This window comes from Kitasatospora atroaurantiaca (genome assembly GCF_007828955.1).
GTDB lineage: Bacteria > Actinomycetota > Actinomycetes > Streptomycetales > Streptomycetaceae > Kitasatospora > Kitasatospora atroaurantiaca.
This window is the reverse complement of sequence record NZ_VIVR01000001.1, coordinates 6,970,151-6,987,470: the sequence shown is the minus strand read 5'-3', so window position 1 is coordinate 6,987,470 and position 17,320 is coordinate 6,970,151. Positions and strand designations below refer to the sequence as shown.

The window sequence follows — 17,320 nt, the reverse complement described above, 5'->3', positions numbered from 1 at the left end:
GGGTTCCGGTCACTGCACGACGAGTGCGTTGACGTTGACGAGGACCTGGTTGTTGCTGAGCACGACGCTGGCACCCCGGCCGTTCTGGATGATGATTCCCTGGTCGTTGACGGTGATCGAGGCGCCGCTCCGGGCCTTGAGCAGGATCCCGCCGGCCGCGCCGGGTGCGTCGGAGATGGCAAGCGTGTTCTGTCCGAGGGTCTGCAGGACGATGCTCGGACTGGCCGGGACACCCGCCTGGGCGAGCGCGGGCACCTCGGCCCGGCTGCCCCAGAAGCCGCCCGTCCAGATCGGGTGGTCGGGGTCGCCCTGCTCGAACTCCACCCAGACCCCGGCACCGACCGCCGGCACCACCCAGACGCCGCTCTGCTGACCGGTGATCGGCACACAGGGCAACGCCCAGGAGGAGGGCAGGACGGCGGAGACGTCGGGCACGAGCGCCTGGATCCGGCCGATCCCGAGCGGGTCGACGTTGTTGACGACGGTGGCGCGGTACTTGCCGTAGAAGCGCGCGCCACCGCCGCCCTCCTCGGCATCGGCCGACCCGCCGAAGGGGACGGTGTAGTCGCTGTCGTCGGTCATCGTCATACCGGCACCACCGGGAGAGTCGAGACGAGTCCGTTGCGGACCAGGGTGAACTGCTGGGTGAAGGAGCCCCGTTTGAGCTGGTGGTCGACCGACTGGACGAAGTAGAGACCGTCGAAGGCCGTGCCCGCGCCGCGGACGCCGACCAGCGCACGCGGGCGCAGCACCTGGCCGTACCGCTGGACGTCGAGGCTGCCCTGGGCCGTGACCACGTCGGCCGCGGAGGAGGACTTCGCCATTCCCAGCAGCACGGCCTCGGCGATGCCGAGCTTGGCCGTCTCCCGGATGTAGCGGATCCTGTGGGGGATCGGCTGAAGCGCGCCGAGCGGGGGGTTGAGCGGAGAGACGTCCGGGATGGGCACCGGGATGATCGCCTTGGTCTCCGGGTGGTGAATGAAGATCACCGGCAGGGTGGCGGCTTCGGCGTCGTAACTGAAGTTCAGTGACTCGACGTTGGTCTGCACGTCCAGGTCGACGTTGAGTGCGGGCTGCGGCAGGCCGATCTTGGCCTGCGGCCCCCAGTAGGCGATGCTGGCTCCGGGGACCGGCCCGGGGATGTGTGTGAAGACGTAGCCGGAGCGGGAGGCGAGCCGGCGCAGGTACGCCAGGTCCGTGCCGCGCTGGACGGGGACCCGCTCCAGCGGGTTGGGCGTATCGGGGACGAGGCTGGGCACCACCGCCGGGATTACCCCGAAGGCGGCGTACTTGGCCAGCACGGTGAGCACCCTCGCCGCCACCGGCAGGGCCGGGAACGGCGTACCGGTGCCGTCGATCTTCTCCATCAGGGCCGTCAGATCCATGCCGTGGACGGTCAGCACGGACGGCGTGCCGTTCGCCCCCGGGGCGAGACTGGTGGAGGTCATGACGCCGTCGATCAGTACCTCGGGCATGCTGCCCACGGTGACCGTGATCACCACCCTGAGGACCGGCGGCAGGCTCCCGCCGACCAGGAGGAAGACGGTGGGCAGCAGCGAGCCCTTCTCCAGCTCGAAGGTGAGCTCGAAGGCGCTCTGCTTGCCCGGTTCGGCCGTGCTGTGCACGGTGACGCCGGTCAGGGCGTCCAGGACGAACCGCGGTACCGGGACGGGGACGGCCGGGCCGACGAGCAGGGTGAGGTGGACCGAACCGCTAAGCATCGGCCGCCCCCGGTACCCCTTCGGGCAGCGTGATCCGCAGTCGTCGGCCGACGATGGAGGTCAGCTCGGCCGGGTGCAGGGCGCCGTTGGCGTCGCAGAGCACCCAGAACCGCTCCGGATCGCCGAGCTCGGCGGCCGCGAGGGTGTCGGGACGCTCCCCCTCGGCGACGGGATGCTCGCGCAGCATCGCGAAGCGCTCCGGCTGCGGCACGAACCGGCGGGTGACGTAGCGCACCTGACGGCCGTCCAGCTCCGCCATCGCCAGGGGCAGCCCGGCGTAGCGGCTGGTGGCGGGGAAGGCCGGGGACTCCGGCGACTGCGGCAGCCCGGACGGGAAGAGCTGGGGGGACGTCATGTCAGGCCTCCGATACCGAGCGCGGCGAAGCCGGCGGTGCCGGCCCGGGCGGCCAGCGCCTCGAGCCGGCGCTGATGGGCGATGTAGAGCCCGCCGGCCCGGTGGTCGAAACCGACGTCGTTGACCGACAGGACTCGCATGCCGAGCTGCACCTTGGCCCGCAGCGGGTTGAGGGCCGGGTCGAAGGCCTCCTCGGTCACCGACAGCTCGGTGATCCGGACCGGCATGATGCGGCTGGGGCTCCAGACGAAGACGGTGACCGGCGCCTCCAGCGGCAGGATCTCCAGCGAGCCCGCCGCGGCGGACCGGTCGGCGGCGACGAGCTGATCCACCGTCGGGTAGGCCAGCAGCTCGAGCACGGCCAGCTGCGGGTGCACCCCGACCTGCCCGGCGTCCGGGTATGCGTCCGGGAATTCGAGCTGGTCGGCCGCGTCCAGTTCGGCTTCGACCTTGACCGTCTCCACCGGCGGCGCCTTGAACCGGAGCGGTTGGGAGCGCTGATGACGCTCATCACCGGTGTCCTGGACCTGGAAGCTTCGGCTCAGGCTGTCGGGGTTGTACTGCAGGGCGATGATCCGCAGCACCGAACCGGAGGCCGGGTCGAGCTGCACGATGCCGCCCCGCATCAGACGGGGGGAACGCGGGAAGCCCGTCACGCCGCACCTCCCCCGGCAGTGAACCCGGCCCCCAGCGCCCGGCCGGTGTCACGGCCGAGCGCTGCGGCCGGCCCCGGGCCCAGGGCTCCACCCGCAGGCAGCGACACCGTCAGCCGGGTCGGCGCGCGCAGCGCCGGCCAGGGGACGGGCTGTCCGGCCAGCGCCTCCGACAGCGCCTGGGCCAGAGCCGCCCGAAGCCGCCCGGCGGCGCCCGGGCCCAGATCGACGCCTTCGAGCACCAGCCGCTCGATGTGCACGGTGACGTTCATGGCCGGCTCCCCTCTCCCCCGGGCGCCGCGACGGCGGCCGCCGGGGGCTCCCACCGGAACTCGCCCTCGTCCAGGACGAGACCGAGCTTGCGGCACTCCATCCGGACGGCTGACAGCACCTGCGGCATGCCGGCGACCCGGTCGCTCGTGCTCGCGGCCGCGAAGGTGGCGTTCATCGCGATGTTGTGGATGCTGCCGCCCGTCAGCCCGAACCGGGCCAGCCGGGCGTGGTCGAGGTCGGTGGCGACGCCCGGCGCGAAGGCCCGGCGCCAGATCGCCTCACGCTCGGTGGGCCCGGGGAACGGGAAGTCCAGCACGAAGCGCAGTCGCCTGGTGAACGCCTGGTCCATCGCGCCCTTCATGTTGGTCGCCAGGATCGCCAGACCGCGGTAGGACTCCATCCGCTGCAGCAGATAGCTGATCTGGACGTTGGCATAGCGGTCGTGGCTGTCCTTGACCTCGCTGCGACGGCCGTAGAGCGCGTCGGCCTCGTCGAAGAAGAGGATCGCGCCGCCGCGCTCGGCCGCGTCGAAGAGCCTGCGCAGGTTCTTCTCGGTCTCGCCGATGTACTTGTTCACCACCGCCGAGAGGTCGATGCGGTACAGGTCGAGGGAGAGCTCGTGCGCGAGCACCTCCGCCGTCGTGGTCTTCCCCGTGCCGCTCTCCCCTGCGAAGAGCGCGGTGATGCCGAGCCCTCTGGACGTCTGCCGCGCAACGCCCCAGTCCTCGTACACCACCGCGCGATGGCGAACCTGGTCGCGGATCCGGTCGAGCTGCTCCGTGATGATCTCCGGTAGGACCAGGTCCTCGCGGCGGGCGCGGATGTCCAGCCGCTGGGCGAGCAGGTCGAGCCGGGGCCTGGTCACCGCCAGACAGGCGCCCCACACCCGGGAGCGAAGCTGGTCGGCGTCCTCACCCGCCTCCCCGTCGCCGACGGCCAGGGCAGCGCGGCCCAGTGCCACCGGGTCGAGGTCGAACTGGGCGGCCAGCTCACCTGCCAGCTGCTCCTCTCCGGGCCCGAGCGCCGCGGCCCAGACGGCCCGCTGCTCGCCCGCGGTCGGCCCGGCCACGTCGACCACCAGAGCGCTCGGGCCCAGGTGCGGCCACACCTCACGGCTGTCCAGGAAGACCGGTCCGTGCACCTGGGCGAGCAGGCGGCCGACCGCCGCAGCCGTCTCGGGGCCGTGCTCGCCGATCTCGTCGCCCGCGTCCAGGTAGAGGGCCAGCGGCGCCAGCAATGTCTCGCGCTCCCAGAGGCGCGCGGTGAGCCCGGCGGCGGCGGGCTGCACCGGCAGCGCGGACACCGGGACCCTGACCAGGGACCGCCCCATCTCGGCGGCGATCTGACCTGCCGTCAACTGCTTGCTCGCCGCGTCCGGGCCCACCATGTTGACCACCGGCGGACGGCCGTCGGAGACCGGCTGACGCATCCGGGAGCGCAGTGCCTGCGCGGCCTCCCGCTGGGAGGCCGAGGGCGCGACGGCTCCGTCGCCGTCGTCCAGCGGGACGACCGTCTCGGCCAGCCGTTCGTCGAGGTGGTCCAGGCCCTTGAGGTAGTTGGCCACCCGCTCGTCCGCGCGCAGCACGCAGGCGGTCAGGCCCCCGGTGCCGTCCAGCTGGACGAGCCGGAGACGGCGCAGCGGGCGCTCCGGCGAGAGCGCGTCCCACGCCGGCTGGTCGAAGAGGCGGAGCGCGAGCCCGAAGGTCGGACCGGGCAGCTGACCACCCGCGCCGGCCGCCGCGCTGAGCGCGTCCACCGCCGGGTCGAACTCGCGTGCCGCGGCAAGCAGCAGCACGTCCCGTTCGAAGGCTGTCAGGCCCAGCCTCTCGGACAGCTCCTCGTGGGCCGAGTGCACGGCCGCCGCGGCTGCGTCACGGGCCTCGGCGGCGAGGGCGAGCACGTCGGGCGGCTCGGGTGTGCCGTCCGCCCGGCCCGGGGCGGGCGTGGGCTGCGGGCTGTCGGAGGGACCGGGGGGTGCGGCCTGCAGAGGCGCCGACTGAGGGCGTTCGCGGGGCGACCACCAGCGGCGGCCCTCGCGCACATCCGTGGTCGGGGCAGGCGCCGGCGTCGGCGCCGGCACCGGCCCCGGAGCGGGCTCACTCGGCGTCGCGGTGTGCGGGGCGGCCGGACGGGCCTGGCGGTGGAGATCCTCGGCCACGGCCTGGAGGCGCAGGCGCAGCCAGTGCAGGGAGGCGCCCAGATACGCGTTGTTCCTGTCCTCCCAGCTCGCGGAGGCGGAGGAGGTCTCTTCGGTCACCCCGGTCATGGCAGCACCACCTGCTGGGCGGGGTCGAACTGCGTGGGCAGTGGCTTCGCCGGGTCCGCGTCCGGCTCGGGCAGCGGGATCGAGTCGATGCCGTCCACCCTCAGTCGCAGCGTGAGTGCCGTCCCCGCGGGCGCCGTGCGCGGCACGTCAAAGGAGAGGTCGACCCCGGCCCGGACGGCGGCCGTGGGCGGCAGTTGGCCGCCGCCCACGAGCAGCAGCACGGCCTGGTCGTCGACGAGCAGGCGGTCGCACGGCACGGTCACCGGGACGGAGCCGGCACCCGCCGGCCCGAGGACCGGTTGACCCAACCGGACGGCGACCGGCAGCGGTAGGGAGTTGCTGGTGATCAGCGGCCCGGCGGGCGGCCCGATGGCCAGCGTGACGGTGGCGACTCCGGCGGGCAGCCCGGCGGGGACGGGCAGCAGCACCCGCTCGGCCGTGGAACCCGCCGCGGCGTCCTCCCAGAGCGGCGCGCCGAGCCGCGGATGGCTGAACCGGCCACGGACCGGACCACCCGCCAGGCCCTCGCCCTCGAGCACGAGTTGATCCCCCGTCCGGGCGGGGAGGGAGGGGTTGCCACGCCACGCGGCCACGGTGAGCGCGTCCAGCCGGGGCGCCGCGCCACCGACCACGGGCACGCCCTGGTCCTGGCCCAGCGGGTCCAGAGGCTCGCGGCCGCGCCGCAGCACCGGGAGCGGGGCCTCCGGCGGCTTCAGGGTGTCGATGAGCACGACGGAGGCCTGATAGCCCACCGAGAGCCGGTACTGGGTCTGGAACCCCGACCACAGTTTGGACTGCTCGTCGATGCCGAGGCGAACCGGCGTCAGCCGGACCCGGTCCGGCTGCAGGTGCACCCCGGCGTCGGCGAGGACGCCCTCGAGCTTGGTGCGCGCCAGCAGCGCGCCGTCGTGCAGCAGCTGCATGGCCTCGCCGAGGAGACGGTGTGCCGGCGCCTCGTCCTGGGTGTCGCTGTAGGCCGTCACCAGGTAGTGCAGGTCGAGGGCCAGCGGCGGGTGCAGACCGCCGCCGGCTGACCGGGCGGGCGGTTCGAGGTTGCGCCAGGCCGCGTTGGGCGCAATGTCGTAGAGGAAGAGATTGAGCTGCAGGCCGCCGGCTCCCGCTCCCCGGGCCTGGTCCAGCGGCCGCGCGGTGACCTGCGGGGTCACCGGTGTGAGCAGGGAGCGGAGGGTCTGGGTGACGGCTTCGATGGCACGTCCCGTACTCATCCCCGGCTCCTCGCGCGTCGCCGGAGATACTGGTCGAGCGCGGCCACGGCAGGCTCCTCGGGGCGGCTGCGCTCCGCTCGGGCCGTCCCTGGGGAGACGGCACGTACCTCGACGCGGCCGATGGTGACGTGGACGACCGGAGCCGCCGCCGACGGGGGCGCCTGGCGGCGGCGCGCCGCAACCGACCGCTGCTCGGACCGGTCGACCCGCTCGGGAAGCCCCGCCCCCTCGCCGGCCGGGGACGGTGGCTGCGGCTCCGGAGCTTCGGTCCGTTCCCGGCCGGGGCGGGGTGACGGCCGTCCGCCGTCGAGCACCTCACGGCTCTCGCCGCGGGCCGTCCGGGCCGTCCGGGCCGTCCGGGCCGTCTGGGTCGTCTGGGTCGTCTGGATCGCCGGCGCGACAGGTGCCGGGGCGGGTGAAGCCGTGTCAAAGGTACGGGGCAGTACGGCACGAGCCGGGGTGACACTGGCCTGCGAGGCAACGGCCGGCGGCGCATCGACGGATACCGGGCTCACGGACTCGTTCTCGGTCACGAAGGCGTGCGGCCACCCTGGGGCCGACTCGGCCCGGACATCGACCGCTGCCTCTTCGGCCCAGGCCACGCCCCTCCGACCGGCCCCGAGGGCCCGCCCGTCCGCACCGGCCGAAACCGCCTGCGGGGGCTGCGGCGACACGGGTGCGGCGACCAGGGGGTGGGCCTCCGGGGCTGCCCAAGTGCTGTGCGATGGCGCCGGATCCATGGGGAGGATCGGGTCGGCGAAGCGCTCGTACCCGTCGGCTTCCCACTCGTCACGGACCTGTTCGAACCGCGAGACGGGACGCGGACGCAGCTGCCCCAACACGCTCCCGCCCTCGGCACGTGCGGCGATCCGCGCCAGGAAGCCACCGGCTCCGGCGACCGACGACGTCCGGGACCCGCCCGGCTGCCCGTTCATGCCATCACCAGGTCCAGATACCGGCGGCGCCGGAGCTGACCGAGCGCCAGGATGTCCGACTCCCGCCAGCCGTAGGCCCGGGCGAGCGTGTCGACCTCGCCCAGGGTGTGCATCGCCAGCCGCTCGACCTCGGCCCAGAGGAAGGCCGCGAGGTCGAACGGCGCCCACCATTCCGTGCCGCAGGCCGGGCAGCCGAGGCCGAGCAGCGTCTCCGCCTGCGGATCCGCGGCCGCCAGGGCCTCCTCCACCGCGGAGCGCGCCCCCTCCGGGAGCTCCTCGGGCGGTACCGCTCTGCCGAGCCGGCTGGCCTCCATGACGCACCGCGCCAGCAGGGCCGACGCGGGGTCGGGTACGCCCCGTACGGCGACCAGGTCGCCCGCGGTCACCGGCCGGCACCGGATCTCATGACCCTCGGCCGTGACGCTCAGCTCCACCCCGGCCTCGGCGCCCTCGGCGGCGCCGCTCTCGGATCCACCGCCCTGAGCCGCGCCGCTCTCGAGCAGCCGGGCCAGTGAGAAGGAGACCTCCACGACGTCCGAGCAGGAGGGGCAGGACGCCACCGCCTCCACGAGGTCTCCGACCAGCGAACGGCGCAGTTCCGCGAGCAGGGAGTCGCAACGGCCGAGCGGCTCGGCGGCCAGCTGCTCCCAGCCGTACTGCGGATAGGCCGTGGCCAGCAGCGCCAGCGGCCGACTGACCGGGGCGAGGGCGCTTGCCCGCTCCCAGGTGTCGAGAAGGAGTTGATCCGTCAGCGGACGCAGACCGGCGTCGTCCCCCCACGCCGTACCCGACTCGGTCACGCCCTCACCCCTGCTCCTGCGGCTCGGGGACCTCGGCATCGCGCTCCCAGCCCTCGTTCTCCAGCTTGAGGTGCTGGATGGCCACGGCGTTGGCGTTGGCGTCGAGGTCCGGCAGGGCCTGGTACTCGGAGACCCAGCAGCGGTACACCTTGTAGGCGAGGACCAGCTGCCCGGCCTCGTTGTAGACCTCGATGGTCACGTCCTTGCGGAAGCTCTTCAGCGCGGACTCGGCTCCGACGGAACCGTAGTTCCACACCTTGTCGGCCCACTGCTCGAACTCGGGGTCGTGGGTGACGCCGCGCTCCAGAGTGATCGCCTCGTACTCCGTCCGCCCCGGCGACTTCCGGCTGCTCGACGGGTCGCCGCCCTCCCGGTGTTTGACCACCTCGGTGGTGCGTTTCAGCCCGCTGACCTTGCTGACGCCGAGGACGTACCGACCGTCCCAACGTACGCGGAACTTGAAGTTCTTGTAGGGGTCGAATCGCTGGGTGTTGACGGTGAACTGGGCCATCTCTCCTGCACTTCCTCGTCTTGTCCCGGCCCGGTCAGGACGGGAGTTGCTCCGACAGCTGCTGCACCTGCACCACCACGAACTCCGCCGGCTTCAACGGCGCAAAACCCACCCGAACATTCACCACACCCAGATCCCGATCCGCCTGCGTCGTCGTCTCGGCATCACACTTCACGAAATACGCCTCACGCGGCGACCGCCCCTGCAAAGCCCCCTGACGGAACAACTGCTGCATGAACGCCCCCACGTTCAACCGCACCTCCGCCCACAACGCCTCACCATTCGGCTCGAACACCACCCACTGAGTCCCCCGAAACAGACTCTCCTCAATGAACAACGCCAACCGACGAACCGGCAGATACTTCCACTCCGACGCCAACACATCCGCCCCCGCCAACGTCCGCGCCCCCCACACCACCCGACCAACCACCGGAAAAGACCGCAGACAATTCACCCCCAACGGATTCAACAACCCGTTCTCACCATCAGACAGACGCACCGACAAATCCGGCACCCCCACCAAACCCGCCTCCAACCCCGCCCCCGCCTTCCACACCCCACGCGCCGCATCCGTCCGCGCCAACACCCCAGCCACCACACCACAAGGAGCGAAGCTCTCCACCGCGTCGCCCTTGAACGGATTCGGCTGGCTGAGCCGGGGGAAGTAGACGGCCGCGTTCGGCCCGCGCCCGCCGAGCTGGTCCGCCTCGGCGCGGAAGCCCGTCACCGCGGCGTCCACCGTCGTCCAGGCGGACGGCGGGTCGACCAGGAGCACCGCTCGGCGACGCTTGCAGTAGGCGGCGGCAAGGTCGTAGAGCACCGGCTCGACGTCCTCACCACTGCGCTTGTACGGCGGGATGCAGAGCAGGTTGAAGACGTCGGCGTGATCGAGAAGCCGCTCGTACTGCTTGCGGACCTCCTCGGTACTGGACAGGTCGTCGCCGTCCGAACCGCCGAGCTGGGCCGCCGCCGCTGCAGCCGCGTCCTTCGCGGTCTTGAGGGCGTCGCGTCGGCTGCCCAAGGCGGCGGCGGCCTGCTGCGCGGACGTGGCCGCGTCGGTGTTCGCCTTGGCCGCGTCCGTCTCCCGTTGCGCGGCGTCGGTGGCAGCCTGGGCCTTCTGCTTCTGGGTGGCATCGGCCTGGGTGGCAGCCACCGTCGCCTTGTCGGCGGCGGCCTGGGCCTTGTCCAGCTCCGCCTGGGCCTGCTTGAGCTTCAGTTGGTTGGCGGGGACGGTCGGGTCGAGCTTCTTCGCGTCGTCCACCGCCTTGGTGGCGGCGGCGAGGGCGGTGTCGGCCTTGTCCTTGTCCGCCGTGGCCGTGGTGAGGGCGGTATCGGCCGCCTGCTTCGCCTGGTCGGCGTCCGTCCGGGCCGCCTTGGCCCGGACGGATGCGTCGGCGGCGGCCCGAGCGGCCCCGCTCGCTGCGGCGTCCTGCCCGAGGGCTGCTTTCAGGGCCTTGTCGGCGTCGGCGGCCTTCCCCTCGGCCAGGCCGGCCGCGTCCTGCCAGGCCGTCGGACTGGGCGCGGCCTCCGGACGGACCCGCGGGCCGCCGGCGGCGGGCGGCGCCAGCGGCGCCGTACCCCAGCGGACCAGCGAGGACTCGCGCTCGAGCACACTCCGGACACAGCGCGGGTGATCGGAGTAGAGCGACACGCCGACGTGCCGCTCGGACCTCTGAGCACTCCGATCCGTGACCACGAGGTTGAAGAGCTCACCGGGCGGCGCTCCCGTGACATCCACCCTCGCCCGCAGGCTGTTCCCCCAGGTGCCCGGCGAGACGGCGTCCAGAGTCACCTTCTGATCGCCATTGCCGAACTCCAGCCTGGCGGCGCCGGAGGAGCCCTGGGGCGCCTGGTAGAGCCGGCAGATCACCGCCTGGCTACCGCCGTTGAGGAAGAAGTCCCGGACCGCGAAGCCCAGCAGGCTGTCGGCCCAGAGCCCGCCGAACTCGCGGACGAAGCCGTCGAACCCGGTGACGGTGACCGGCCTCTCGGTGCTGCCGCGGGCCGTCCGGCCGACGAAGGCGGTGATGGACGTGGCGACGCCGGTGATGGTGTGGACGCCGCTCGGGATCTCCTCGATGTAGACACCCGGCTGGGCGAGCTGCTCAGGCACGGCCTCTCCTGTTCTGCTGGTCACCCGGCCCGGTCAGGACGGGAGTTGCTCCGACAGCTGCTGCACCTGCACCACCACGAACTCCGCCGGCTTCAACGGCGCAAAACCCACCCGAACATTCACCACACCCAGATCCCGATCCGCCTGCGTCGTCGTCTCCGCATCACACTTCACGAAATACGCCTCACGCGGCGACCGCCCCTGCAAAGCCCCCTGACGGAACAACTGCTGCATGAACGCCCCCACGTTCAACCGCACCTCCGCCCACAACGCCTCACCATTCGGCTCGAACACCACCCACTGAGTCCCCCGAAACAGACTCTCCTCAATGAACAACGCCAACCGACGAACCGGCAGATACTTCCACTCCGACGCCAACACATCCGCCCCCGCCAACGTCCGCGCCCCCCACACCACCCGACCAACCACCGGAAAAGACCGCAGACAATTCACCCCCAACGGATTCAACAACCCGTTCTCACCATCAGACAGACGCACCGACAAATCCGGCACCCCCACCAAACCCGCCTCCAACCCCGCCCCCGCCTTCCACACCCCACGCGCCGCATCCGTCCGCGCCAACACCCCAGCCACCACACCACAAGGAGCGAAGTCGGCGATCCGGCCACCCTGCTCAGGGTCGGGTCGGCGAAGCCGCGGGAAGTAGGCGGCGGCGTTCTCGCGCGGCCCGTCGATCGGATCGAGCCAGGTCTCCGGCTGCTGCGTCGGATCCGTCCAGGTGTCGCGCGGGTCGACCAGCAGGACGGCACGGCGTGTCTTGCAGTAGGCCAGTGCGGCGGAGATCAGGCCGGGCTCCACGTCGTGCCCCTCACGCTGGTGCGGGGGGATGCAGAGCAGGTTGAACAGATCGAGATGATCCAGCGCGTGGAGGCCCTTGTGATCCGCCTCGCCACCTTGCGGCAGGAAGTCCGCGGCGGTGAGCGGGGCGCCGTCGCTCACGGCCGCGAGTGCGCCGTCCACCGCCTGGCGCAGCGCGAGTTCAGCGTCGTCGAGCGCCGTCCTGGCGACCTCGCCCCGCTGGTACTTCGCCCGCGTCTCGGCGACGGTCAGCTCGGCGGCGCCCAGGGGATCCCTGCCGTCGCCAGGAGTCCCCGTCGGATCGCCGTCCACCCTCACCAGCGCGGAGCCGGCGGCGAGCACGCTCTGCACGTTCCGGGCGTTCTGCGCGGTGGAGAGGTTGTGGAAGGTCTCCGTCCGTCCGCCGGCCGACGCATCACGGACCGTCAGGTTGAACAGCGAGTCCTTGGCGACCCCGAGCTCGTCGGCGACACTCTGGTCGGTGTCCTTCTTGTCGATCTCCGCCCTGAGCGCGACGCCCCAGGTGCCGGGCTCTGCCGCGACAAGGGCCAGGCCGCCGACCGTGAACTTGGCGGATGTCGTGGTCCTGTCGGCAAGCCGGACGATCTCCGCGCGCCCGCCGCCGTTGGCGAAGAAGTCCTGTACGGCGTAGCCGAGGGTGCTCTCCCGCCAGAGCCCTCCGAACCGCCGGGAGAACTCCTCGAAGCCGAACACCGTCGTCGGGGTGTCCACCGGCCCGCGCCTGGCGCGGCCGATGAACGCGGTGATCGACGTGGCCACACCTGTGATGGTGCGTACGCCGCTCGGGATCTCCTCGACGTACACGCCCGGATAGCTCAGCTGAGCACCCATCACCGCCTCCTCTGACAGCAGGTCAGGTCAGAGTGGCAGATGATCTGTCACCTCAGCGTCACCAACGCGTCACCAACAGTGGTGATCGCTGGTCCGTTCGGGTGAATTCAGAACACTGCGGCGGCCTTGACGTCGTGGTAGGCCTCCAGCACGAAGTCTCCCCAGCCCAGCGAGAGGGCGTCGTCCCACGGCTTGGAGGTGTACTCCGACCCGATCAGCGTGACGTGGTCGTCGGTCCATGTCGAGGCGTCGGCGGCGTAGCGGGTGAGGTCGATGCCGGGAAAGGCGGCTGCCGTGTTGGGCAGCGCGGCCAGGGACTTGGTCGCACCCTGGTCGGCGACCAGTCGGAGGTAGCGCGCCACGGCGAAGATGTTGAACTCGTCGGAGGCCAGCATCTGGGCGATCGCCTGGTTCGAGGTCTCGGTGTTGCCCGCCAGCCAGGTCTGCATGGACGTGGAGACCTGGTCCGCGAAGAGGTTCTTCTCCCGGGCCGTCTTGACCTCCACCTGGCCGAGGCCGATCGAGGACGTCCGGCCGGTCATCATCGTGCTCTGGAAGTCGGCCGCGTCCTCCCTCTTCGACTGGTCACGCTGCTCGGCCAGGATGATGGCGGCCACCAGCTCGGGATTCAGGCGGTGCGCCTTGGCAGCCGAGCGGATCACCTCCGCCCGGGTCGGCAGGGTCGCCCCGTACGCGCCGCGCGCCCGGGTCGCGATGTCCTGGCGGAGCAGCAGCTCGGCCTGCCCCTTGCGGTCCGCCGCCGACACGGTGCTCAGCCAGCTCCCAGGGCCGGTGAGATCTCCCTTGATCGGGTTCGACCAGTCGTAGAGCATCTCCATGCCGGGCTTTCTCTGGTACTTGGCCTCGTCGACGCCTCCCGGGGTCTTCTTCGCCTCCTTGGCCTGCCCTCGCATCTTCCACATCTCCCTCAGGCTCATGGGCGAGTCCGAGGAGAGCGTGCCCGTGGCTCCGCTTCCGGTGAACGGCGCGGAGGGGTCGCCGGAGACCAGGCCGCGCAGGGCGGGTGACGGAGGCGCGGGGCGGGCACCGCGGCCGGCGGCGAACTTCTGCCCGAAGACGATCAGCTGGCTCTCCGGGGTGATGTTGGCCAACGGGTAGTCGGCCATCACCGCCTGCTTGTTGGCCTCGCTCGCCCGCTCTCCGACGAGCCGCAGGAAGCGGACGACCTCCGCCCGCCCGGGCACCCGTGCGATCAGACGGTTGACCTGGTGCTCCCTGAGCATGTCGGTGAGAGTGTCGTCGAAGTCCGGCGCTGTCATCGACTCCAGCAGCCCCAGCGCCTTGGCGGCATCGGCCGCGGAGTCCCACCACTCCAGCAGGTCGCCGGTCTCCGCGGCGCGCGAGCGGCGCTGGACGACGGCCCGGCCGGAGCGTCCCTGTTCGGCGACGTGAGCCAGCTCGTGCGCCAGCAGGCCGCGCCCCCTGGGAGTCGGGGCGAGGAGCAGCGGTTCGCCCACGATGTCCCGCCCGTGCGCGTACGCGAGCGCACCGATCGACCTGGCCGCCCGGGCCGCGGCCGGGTCGGTGTGCACGCGCACGCCCGAGAAGTCGGCGCCGAGCAGCCCGGGAGGCAGCGTCGACGGCACGGCATCCCGGTGCTGCGCGGCGGGCGCTCGTTCCTGCGACGCGGCCGCCTCCATGCGGTGGGCCGACCCGGCTCTGCGGATCACCTCGTGTGCCGTCCGCGCCATGATGATCGCCGCCTTCCTCGGGTGCGGAACCGCGCCGGAGCGCCGTCGGAGTTCCCATACCGCTCCCGCCGGAGGGCTAACCGTTGCGGCCCAGCCCGAGCGGGAGCTCCGCCGTCGCCAGCATGGCCTGGAGCAGCGGCGACGGGCCGACGCCGAGCTCTCGCTCCAGGATCGCGCGGCAGGCCTCGAACTGCCGGACGGCCTCGCCCAGGTTCCCCTCCGCGAGGTGGACCCTGATCACCGCCCGGTGTGCGCTCTCCCTGGTCGACTCCAGGTGCAGAACTCTCATGGCGGTGTCCAGGGCGTCGGCGTAACGTCCTTCCTCGAGCAGCCGTCCGGACGCCGTCTCCAGGGCGTGCAGCTGGAGCTGGCGCAGCCGCTCGCGCTCCACCAGCACCCAGTCCTCGTACCAGCCGGGGAGCAGATCGCCCACCGGCGGCACGGCGGCCAGGCGCGGCAGGTCCGCGGAGCCCGAGTCGTCCAGCAGCTGCCGGGCACCGCGCACCCAGGTGCTGACGTCCACGTCGACGCCCGCGGCGAGGGAGAGCTGGCCGCGGCAGTCCACGATCGCCCGACCGGTGCGGTGGAGCCGCCACAGGGTGGTGCGCAGCCGACCGCTCGCCTGCCGGTCGGACACCTCGGGCCAGAGGATGCCGCCTGCCTGGCCCCTGGTGGTCGTCCTGCGCAGCCCGAGAAGAGCGATGAGGCGTTGACTGTTCAACGGAAGAGCGAGCCGTTCCTGCCCGCAGCGCAGTTCGAATCCGTCGAACAGGCGGAGCTGAAGGCGTTCGGACCGCTTCAGCGGGTGCTCGGCACTCGCCGTCGTCCCTGTCGCGATCGTCAACTCCACCACGAAGGCCTCCATTTCTCCACCGGATCCGCACACAGACTGCTGATGCGCGGCTACCCCCCTCGGCAACCCTGGCGACCGGCAAATCAACCCGTACGAGTGCCCCGTTCCTCAGCGGCCCCTCCGCCGGGGCGGCCTGCCGCCCACCTCGGCGACGGCGGTCGCGCCGGTCCGGCAGCCGGCGGCAGCGGCCTCGGCAAGGCCGGCGCCCGCGAGCCGTGCGGCCAGGAACCCGCCGGTGAAGGCGTCGCCCGCTCCGGTGCTGTCGACCGCCGAGGCGGCCATGCCCGGCACGTGCGCGACAACCGTCCCCTGCCGGGCGGCGAGTGCGCCCTGCGGGCCGAGCTTCACCACCGCCTCGCCGTGGGCCGCGCTCAGCCGCTCGGCGGCCGCCACCGGATGATCCGTCCCGGCCAGCAGCGTGGCCTCGGCGAGGTTCGGCAGCAGGAGGTCCGTACCGCCGATCGCGTCCAGGAAGGCGGTGACGCCGAGCTGCTCGATGAAGCCGGTGGAGGCGGGGTCGACGCTGACCGGCAGACCCCTTGCCGTTGCCGCCGCAATGGCCAGGGCGGCCAGTCGGCGTCCGGGGTCGGCGAAGAAGAGGTACCCGGACAGGTGGACGCGCGCCACGCCGTCGAGCAGGGACGGGGCCCAGTCCTCGGGGCCGAGCCGGACGGCCGCGCCGCCGTCGGTGACGAAGGTGCGCTCGGCCGCCGTGTCCACCAGGGCGATGACCACGGCCGTCCGCAGCTCCGCGTCGACCACCAGCTGCGGCCGTACGCCGGCGGCGAGCAGCTCGGCCCGGTGCCAGTCGGCGGAGTCGGCGCCGACCCGGGCCAGCAGCCGCGCCTCGGCTCCCGCGTGCGCCGCCCAGGAGGCCGTGTTGGCCGCCGAGCCGCCCGGCCGCACGGATATCCGGGCAGCGGTGTCGGTGTGCGGCGTCAGCGGCCGTCCGTGCAGCGCCACGATGTCGGTGACGACGTCGCCGATGACCAGCAGAGCGCCACCGCCCGTCACCCCCGCGGCTCCGCGGCCCAGTGGGTGGCGATCTCGGCGGCGAGCCGCACATTGCCGCGCACGGCGGCCAGGTTGGCCTCCAGCGAGGCGCCCTCGGTGTGCTCGGTGAGATAGGCGAGCAGGAACGGGGTGGTGGCCTGCCCGGTGACGCCCTCCCGCTCGGCGGCGGCCAGCGCCTCGGCGAGCACCCGGTCGTGCAGCCGCGGGTCGAGCTGCTCCTCCTCCGGTACGGGGTTGGCCACGACCAGCGCCGAGTCCAGGCCGCCGAGGGCGTCCTGGGCCCGCATCACAGCCGCCACCTCGGAGGCCTCCCGCACCGTCCAGTCCACCGGCCGGCCCGAACTCGACAGGTAGAAGCCCGGGAACTCGGCCGTACGGAAGCCGAGGACGGCAACCCCCAGCGTCTCCAGCCGCTCCAGGGTGGCCGGTACGTCGAGGATGGACTTCACCCCCGCGCACACCACCGTGATCCGGGTACGGGAGAGCAGGCCGAGGTCGGCGGACTCGTCCTGGGTGGTCGTCCAGTCGCGGTGCACGCCGCCGAGGCCGCCGGTGGCGAAGACCCTGATCCCGGCGCGGGCGGCCAGGAACGCCGTCCCGGACACCGTGGTCGCCCCGCTCGCGCCGGTCGCCAGGGCCGGTGCGAGGTCACGGAAGCCCAGTTTCCGGAGGGAGGTGTCGTTCGCCACGCGCTCCAGCGCGTCCTTGCCGAGGCCGATGTGCGGCACGCCGTCCAGAACGGCGATCGTCGCCGGCACGGCGCCGGCCGCCCGGACGGTCTCCTCCAGCTCCTCGGCCACCTGCAGATTGCGCGGCCTGGGCAGGCCGTGCGCGATGATCGTCGACTCCAGGGCGACCACCGGGGCCCGACGCTCGAACGCGTCGCGCACCTCGTCGGACAGCCGGCCCGCAGGGAGAGAAGCTTCGGTCATCCCTCAATCCTGGCGTGGCACCGGCCACTTCAAACCTCCGGCACACGCAGAAACGGCCTGCGGAGAGACGGTGGCTGCTCTCCTGTCACCCCGGGTCAGGCCGGGGGCCGAGGCAAAGCCGCTGTGTCTCCGCAGGCCATGGGACCCAGGTCGAGGACCTGGGGCCCAGCTTCGGGTCACCGGGTCCCCAACTCCGGCCGCCGGGGCACTTCGTCGGCGGGGGGAGGGATTGCCGAGACAGGTCCAGTCGACCACCTCGGCGGGTCCGCCGCTCGTTGCCGTACG

General features: G+C 72.4%; 16 protein-coding genes. All 16 read right to left on the bottom strand.

Features of this window, described 5'->3' with window-relative positions:
• Positions 1 to 9: 9 nt before the first annotated feature.
• Complete coding sequence (locus tag FB465_RS31420; RefSeq protein WP_246192971.1) at positions 10 to 588, bottom strand: phage baseplate assembly protein V; 579 nt, start codon at positions 586 to 588, stop codon at positions 10 to 12.
• Positions 585 to 1,721 (bottom strand): hypothetical protein, encoded by a 1,137-nt coding sequence (locus FB465_RS31415; protein ID WP_145796016.1) that lies wholly within the window; start codon positions 1,719 to 1,721, stop codon positions 585 to 587. Before FB465_RS31415 ends, FB465_RS31420 begins: the two co-directional genes overlap by 4 nt.
• Entirely contained in the window at positions 1,714 to 2,076 is a 363-nt protein-coding gene (locus tag FB465_RS31410; protein ID WP_145796014.1) for a LysM domain-containing protein, read from the bottom strand. Before FB465_RS31410 ends, FB465_RS31415 begins: the two co-directional genes overlap by 8 nt.
• Entirely contained in the window at positions 2,073 to 2,732 is a 660-nt protein-coding gene (locus tag FB465_RS31405; protein ID WP_145796012.1) for a hypothetical protein, read from the bottom strand. The genes FB465_RS31410 and FB465_RS31405 overlap by 4 nt, the downstream gene beginning before the upstream one ends.
• Entirely contained in the window at positions 2,729 to 3,001 is a 273-nt protein-coding gene (locus FB465_RS31400) for a hypothetical protein (RefSeq protein WP_145796010.1), read from the bottom strand. The genes FB465_RS31405 and FB465_RS31400 overlap by 4 nt, the downstream gene beginning before the upstream one ends.
• Positions 2,998 to 5,268 carry an AAA family ATPase gene (locus tag FB465_RS37180; RefSeq protein WP_145796008.1) on the bottom strand — a complete coding sequence of 757 codons (2,271 nt, stop codon included), beginning with the start codon at positions 5,266 to 5,268 and terminating at the stop codon, positions 2,998 to 3,000. Before FB465_RS37180 ends, FB465_RS31400 begins: the two co-directional genes overlap by 4 nt.
• Positions 5,265 to 6,494, bottom strand: coding sequence for a Pvc16 family protein (locus tag FB465_RS31390; protein WP_145796006.1), 1,230 nt, complete (start codon positions 6,492 to 6,494; stop codon positions 5,265 to 5,267). Before FB465_RS31390 ends, FB465_RS37180 begins: the two co-directional genes overlap by 4 nt.
• Positions 6,491 to 7,429 (bottom strand): hypothetical protein, encoded by a 939-nt coding sequence (locus FB465_RS31385; protein WP_145796005.1) that lies wholly within the window; start codon positions 7,427 to 7,429, stop codon positions 6,491 to 6,493. The genes FB465_RS31390 and FB465_RS31385 overlap by 4 nt, the downstream gene beginning before the upstream one ends.
• Positions 7,426 to 8,229, bottom strand: coding sequence for a hypothetical protein (locus tag FB465_RS31380; protein WP_145796003.1), 804 nt, complete (start codon positions 8,227 to 8,229; stop codon positions 7,426 to 7,428). Before FB465_RS31380 ends, FB465_RS31385 begins: the two co-directional genes overlap by 4 nt.
• Before the next feature lie 4 nt (positions 8,230 to 8,233).
• The gene (locus FB465_RS31375) at positions 8,234 to 8,740 is read right to left on the bottom strand and encodes a phage tail protein (protein WP_145796001.1); all 507 of its coding nucleotides are present in this window, start codon (positions 8,738 to 8,740) and stop codon (positions 8,234 to 8,236) included.
• 34 nt (positions 8,741 to 8,774) lie between these two features.
• The gene (locus tag FB465_RS36405) at positions 8,775 to 10,853 is read right to left on the bottom strand and encodes a phage tail sheath C-terminal domain-containing protein (RefSeq protein ID WP_246192969.1); all 2,079 of its coding nucleotides are present in this window, start codon (positions 10,851 to 10,853) and stop codon (positions 8,775 to 8,777) included.
• 33 nt (positions 10,854 to 10,886) lie between these two features.
• Positions 10,887 to 12,524, bottom strand: coding sequence for a phage tail sheath family protein (locus FB465_RS31365; protein ID WP_145795997.1), 1,638 nt, complete (start codon positions 12,522 to 12,524; stop codon positions 10,887 to 10,889).
• A 107-nt stretch (positions 12,525 to 12,631) separates the two neighbouring features.
• Complete coding sequence (locus FB465_RS31360) at positions 12,632 to 14,236, bottom strand: eCIS core domain-containing protein (protein ID WP_211785894.1); 1,605 nt, start codon at positions 14,234 to 14,236, stop codon at positions 12,632 to 12,634.
• Positions 14,237 to 14,312: 76 nt separating this feature from the next.
• Positions 14,313 to 15,101, bottom strand: coding sequence for an AfsR/SARP family transcriptional regulator (locus FB465_RS31355; protein ID WP_145795995.1), 789 nt, complete (start codon positions 15,099 to 15,101; stop codon positions 14,313 to 14,315).
• Between the two features lie 96 nt (positions 15,102 to 15,197).
• Complete coding sequence (locus tag FB465_RS31350; RefSeq protein ID WP_145795994.1) at positions 15,198 to 16,103, bottom strand: carbohydrate kinase family protein; 906 nt, start codon at positions 16,101 to 16,103, stop codon at positions 15,198 to 15,200.
• Positions 16,100 to 17,035, bottom strand: coding sequence for a pseudouridine-5'-phosphate glycosidase (locus FB465_RS31345; RefSeq protein WP_145795992.1), 936 nt, complete (start codon positions 17,033 to 17,035; stop codon positions 16,100 to 16,102). The genes FB465_RS31350 and FB465_RS31345 overlap by 4 nt, the downstream gene beginning before the upstream one ends.
• Positions 17,036 to 17,320: the final 285 nt, after the last annotated feature.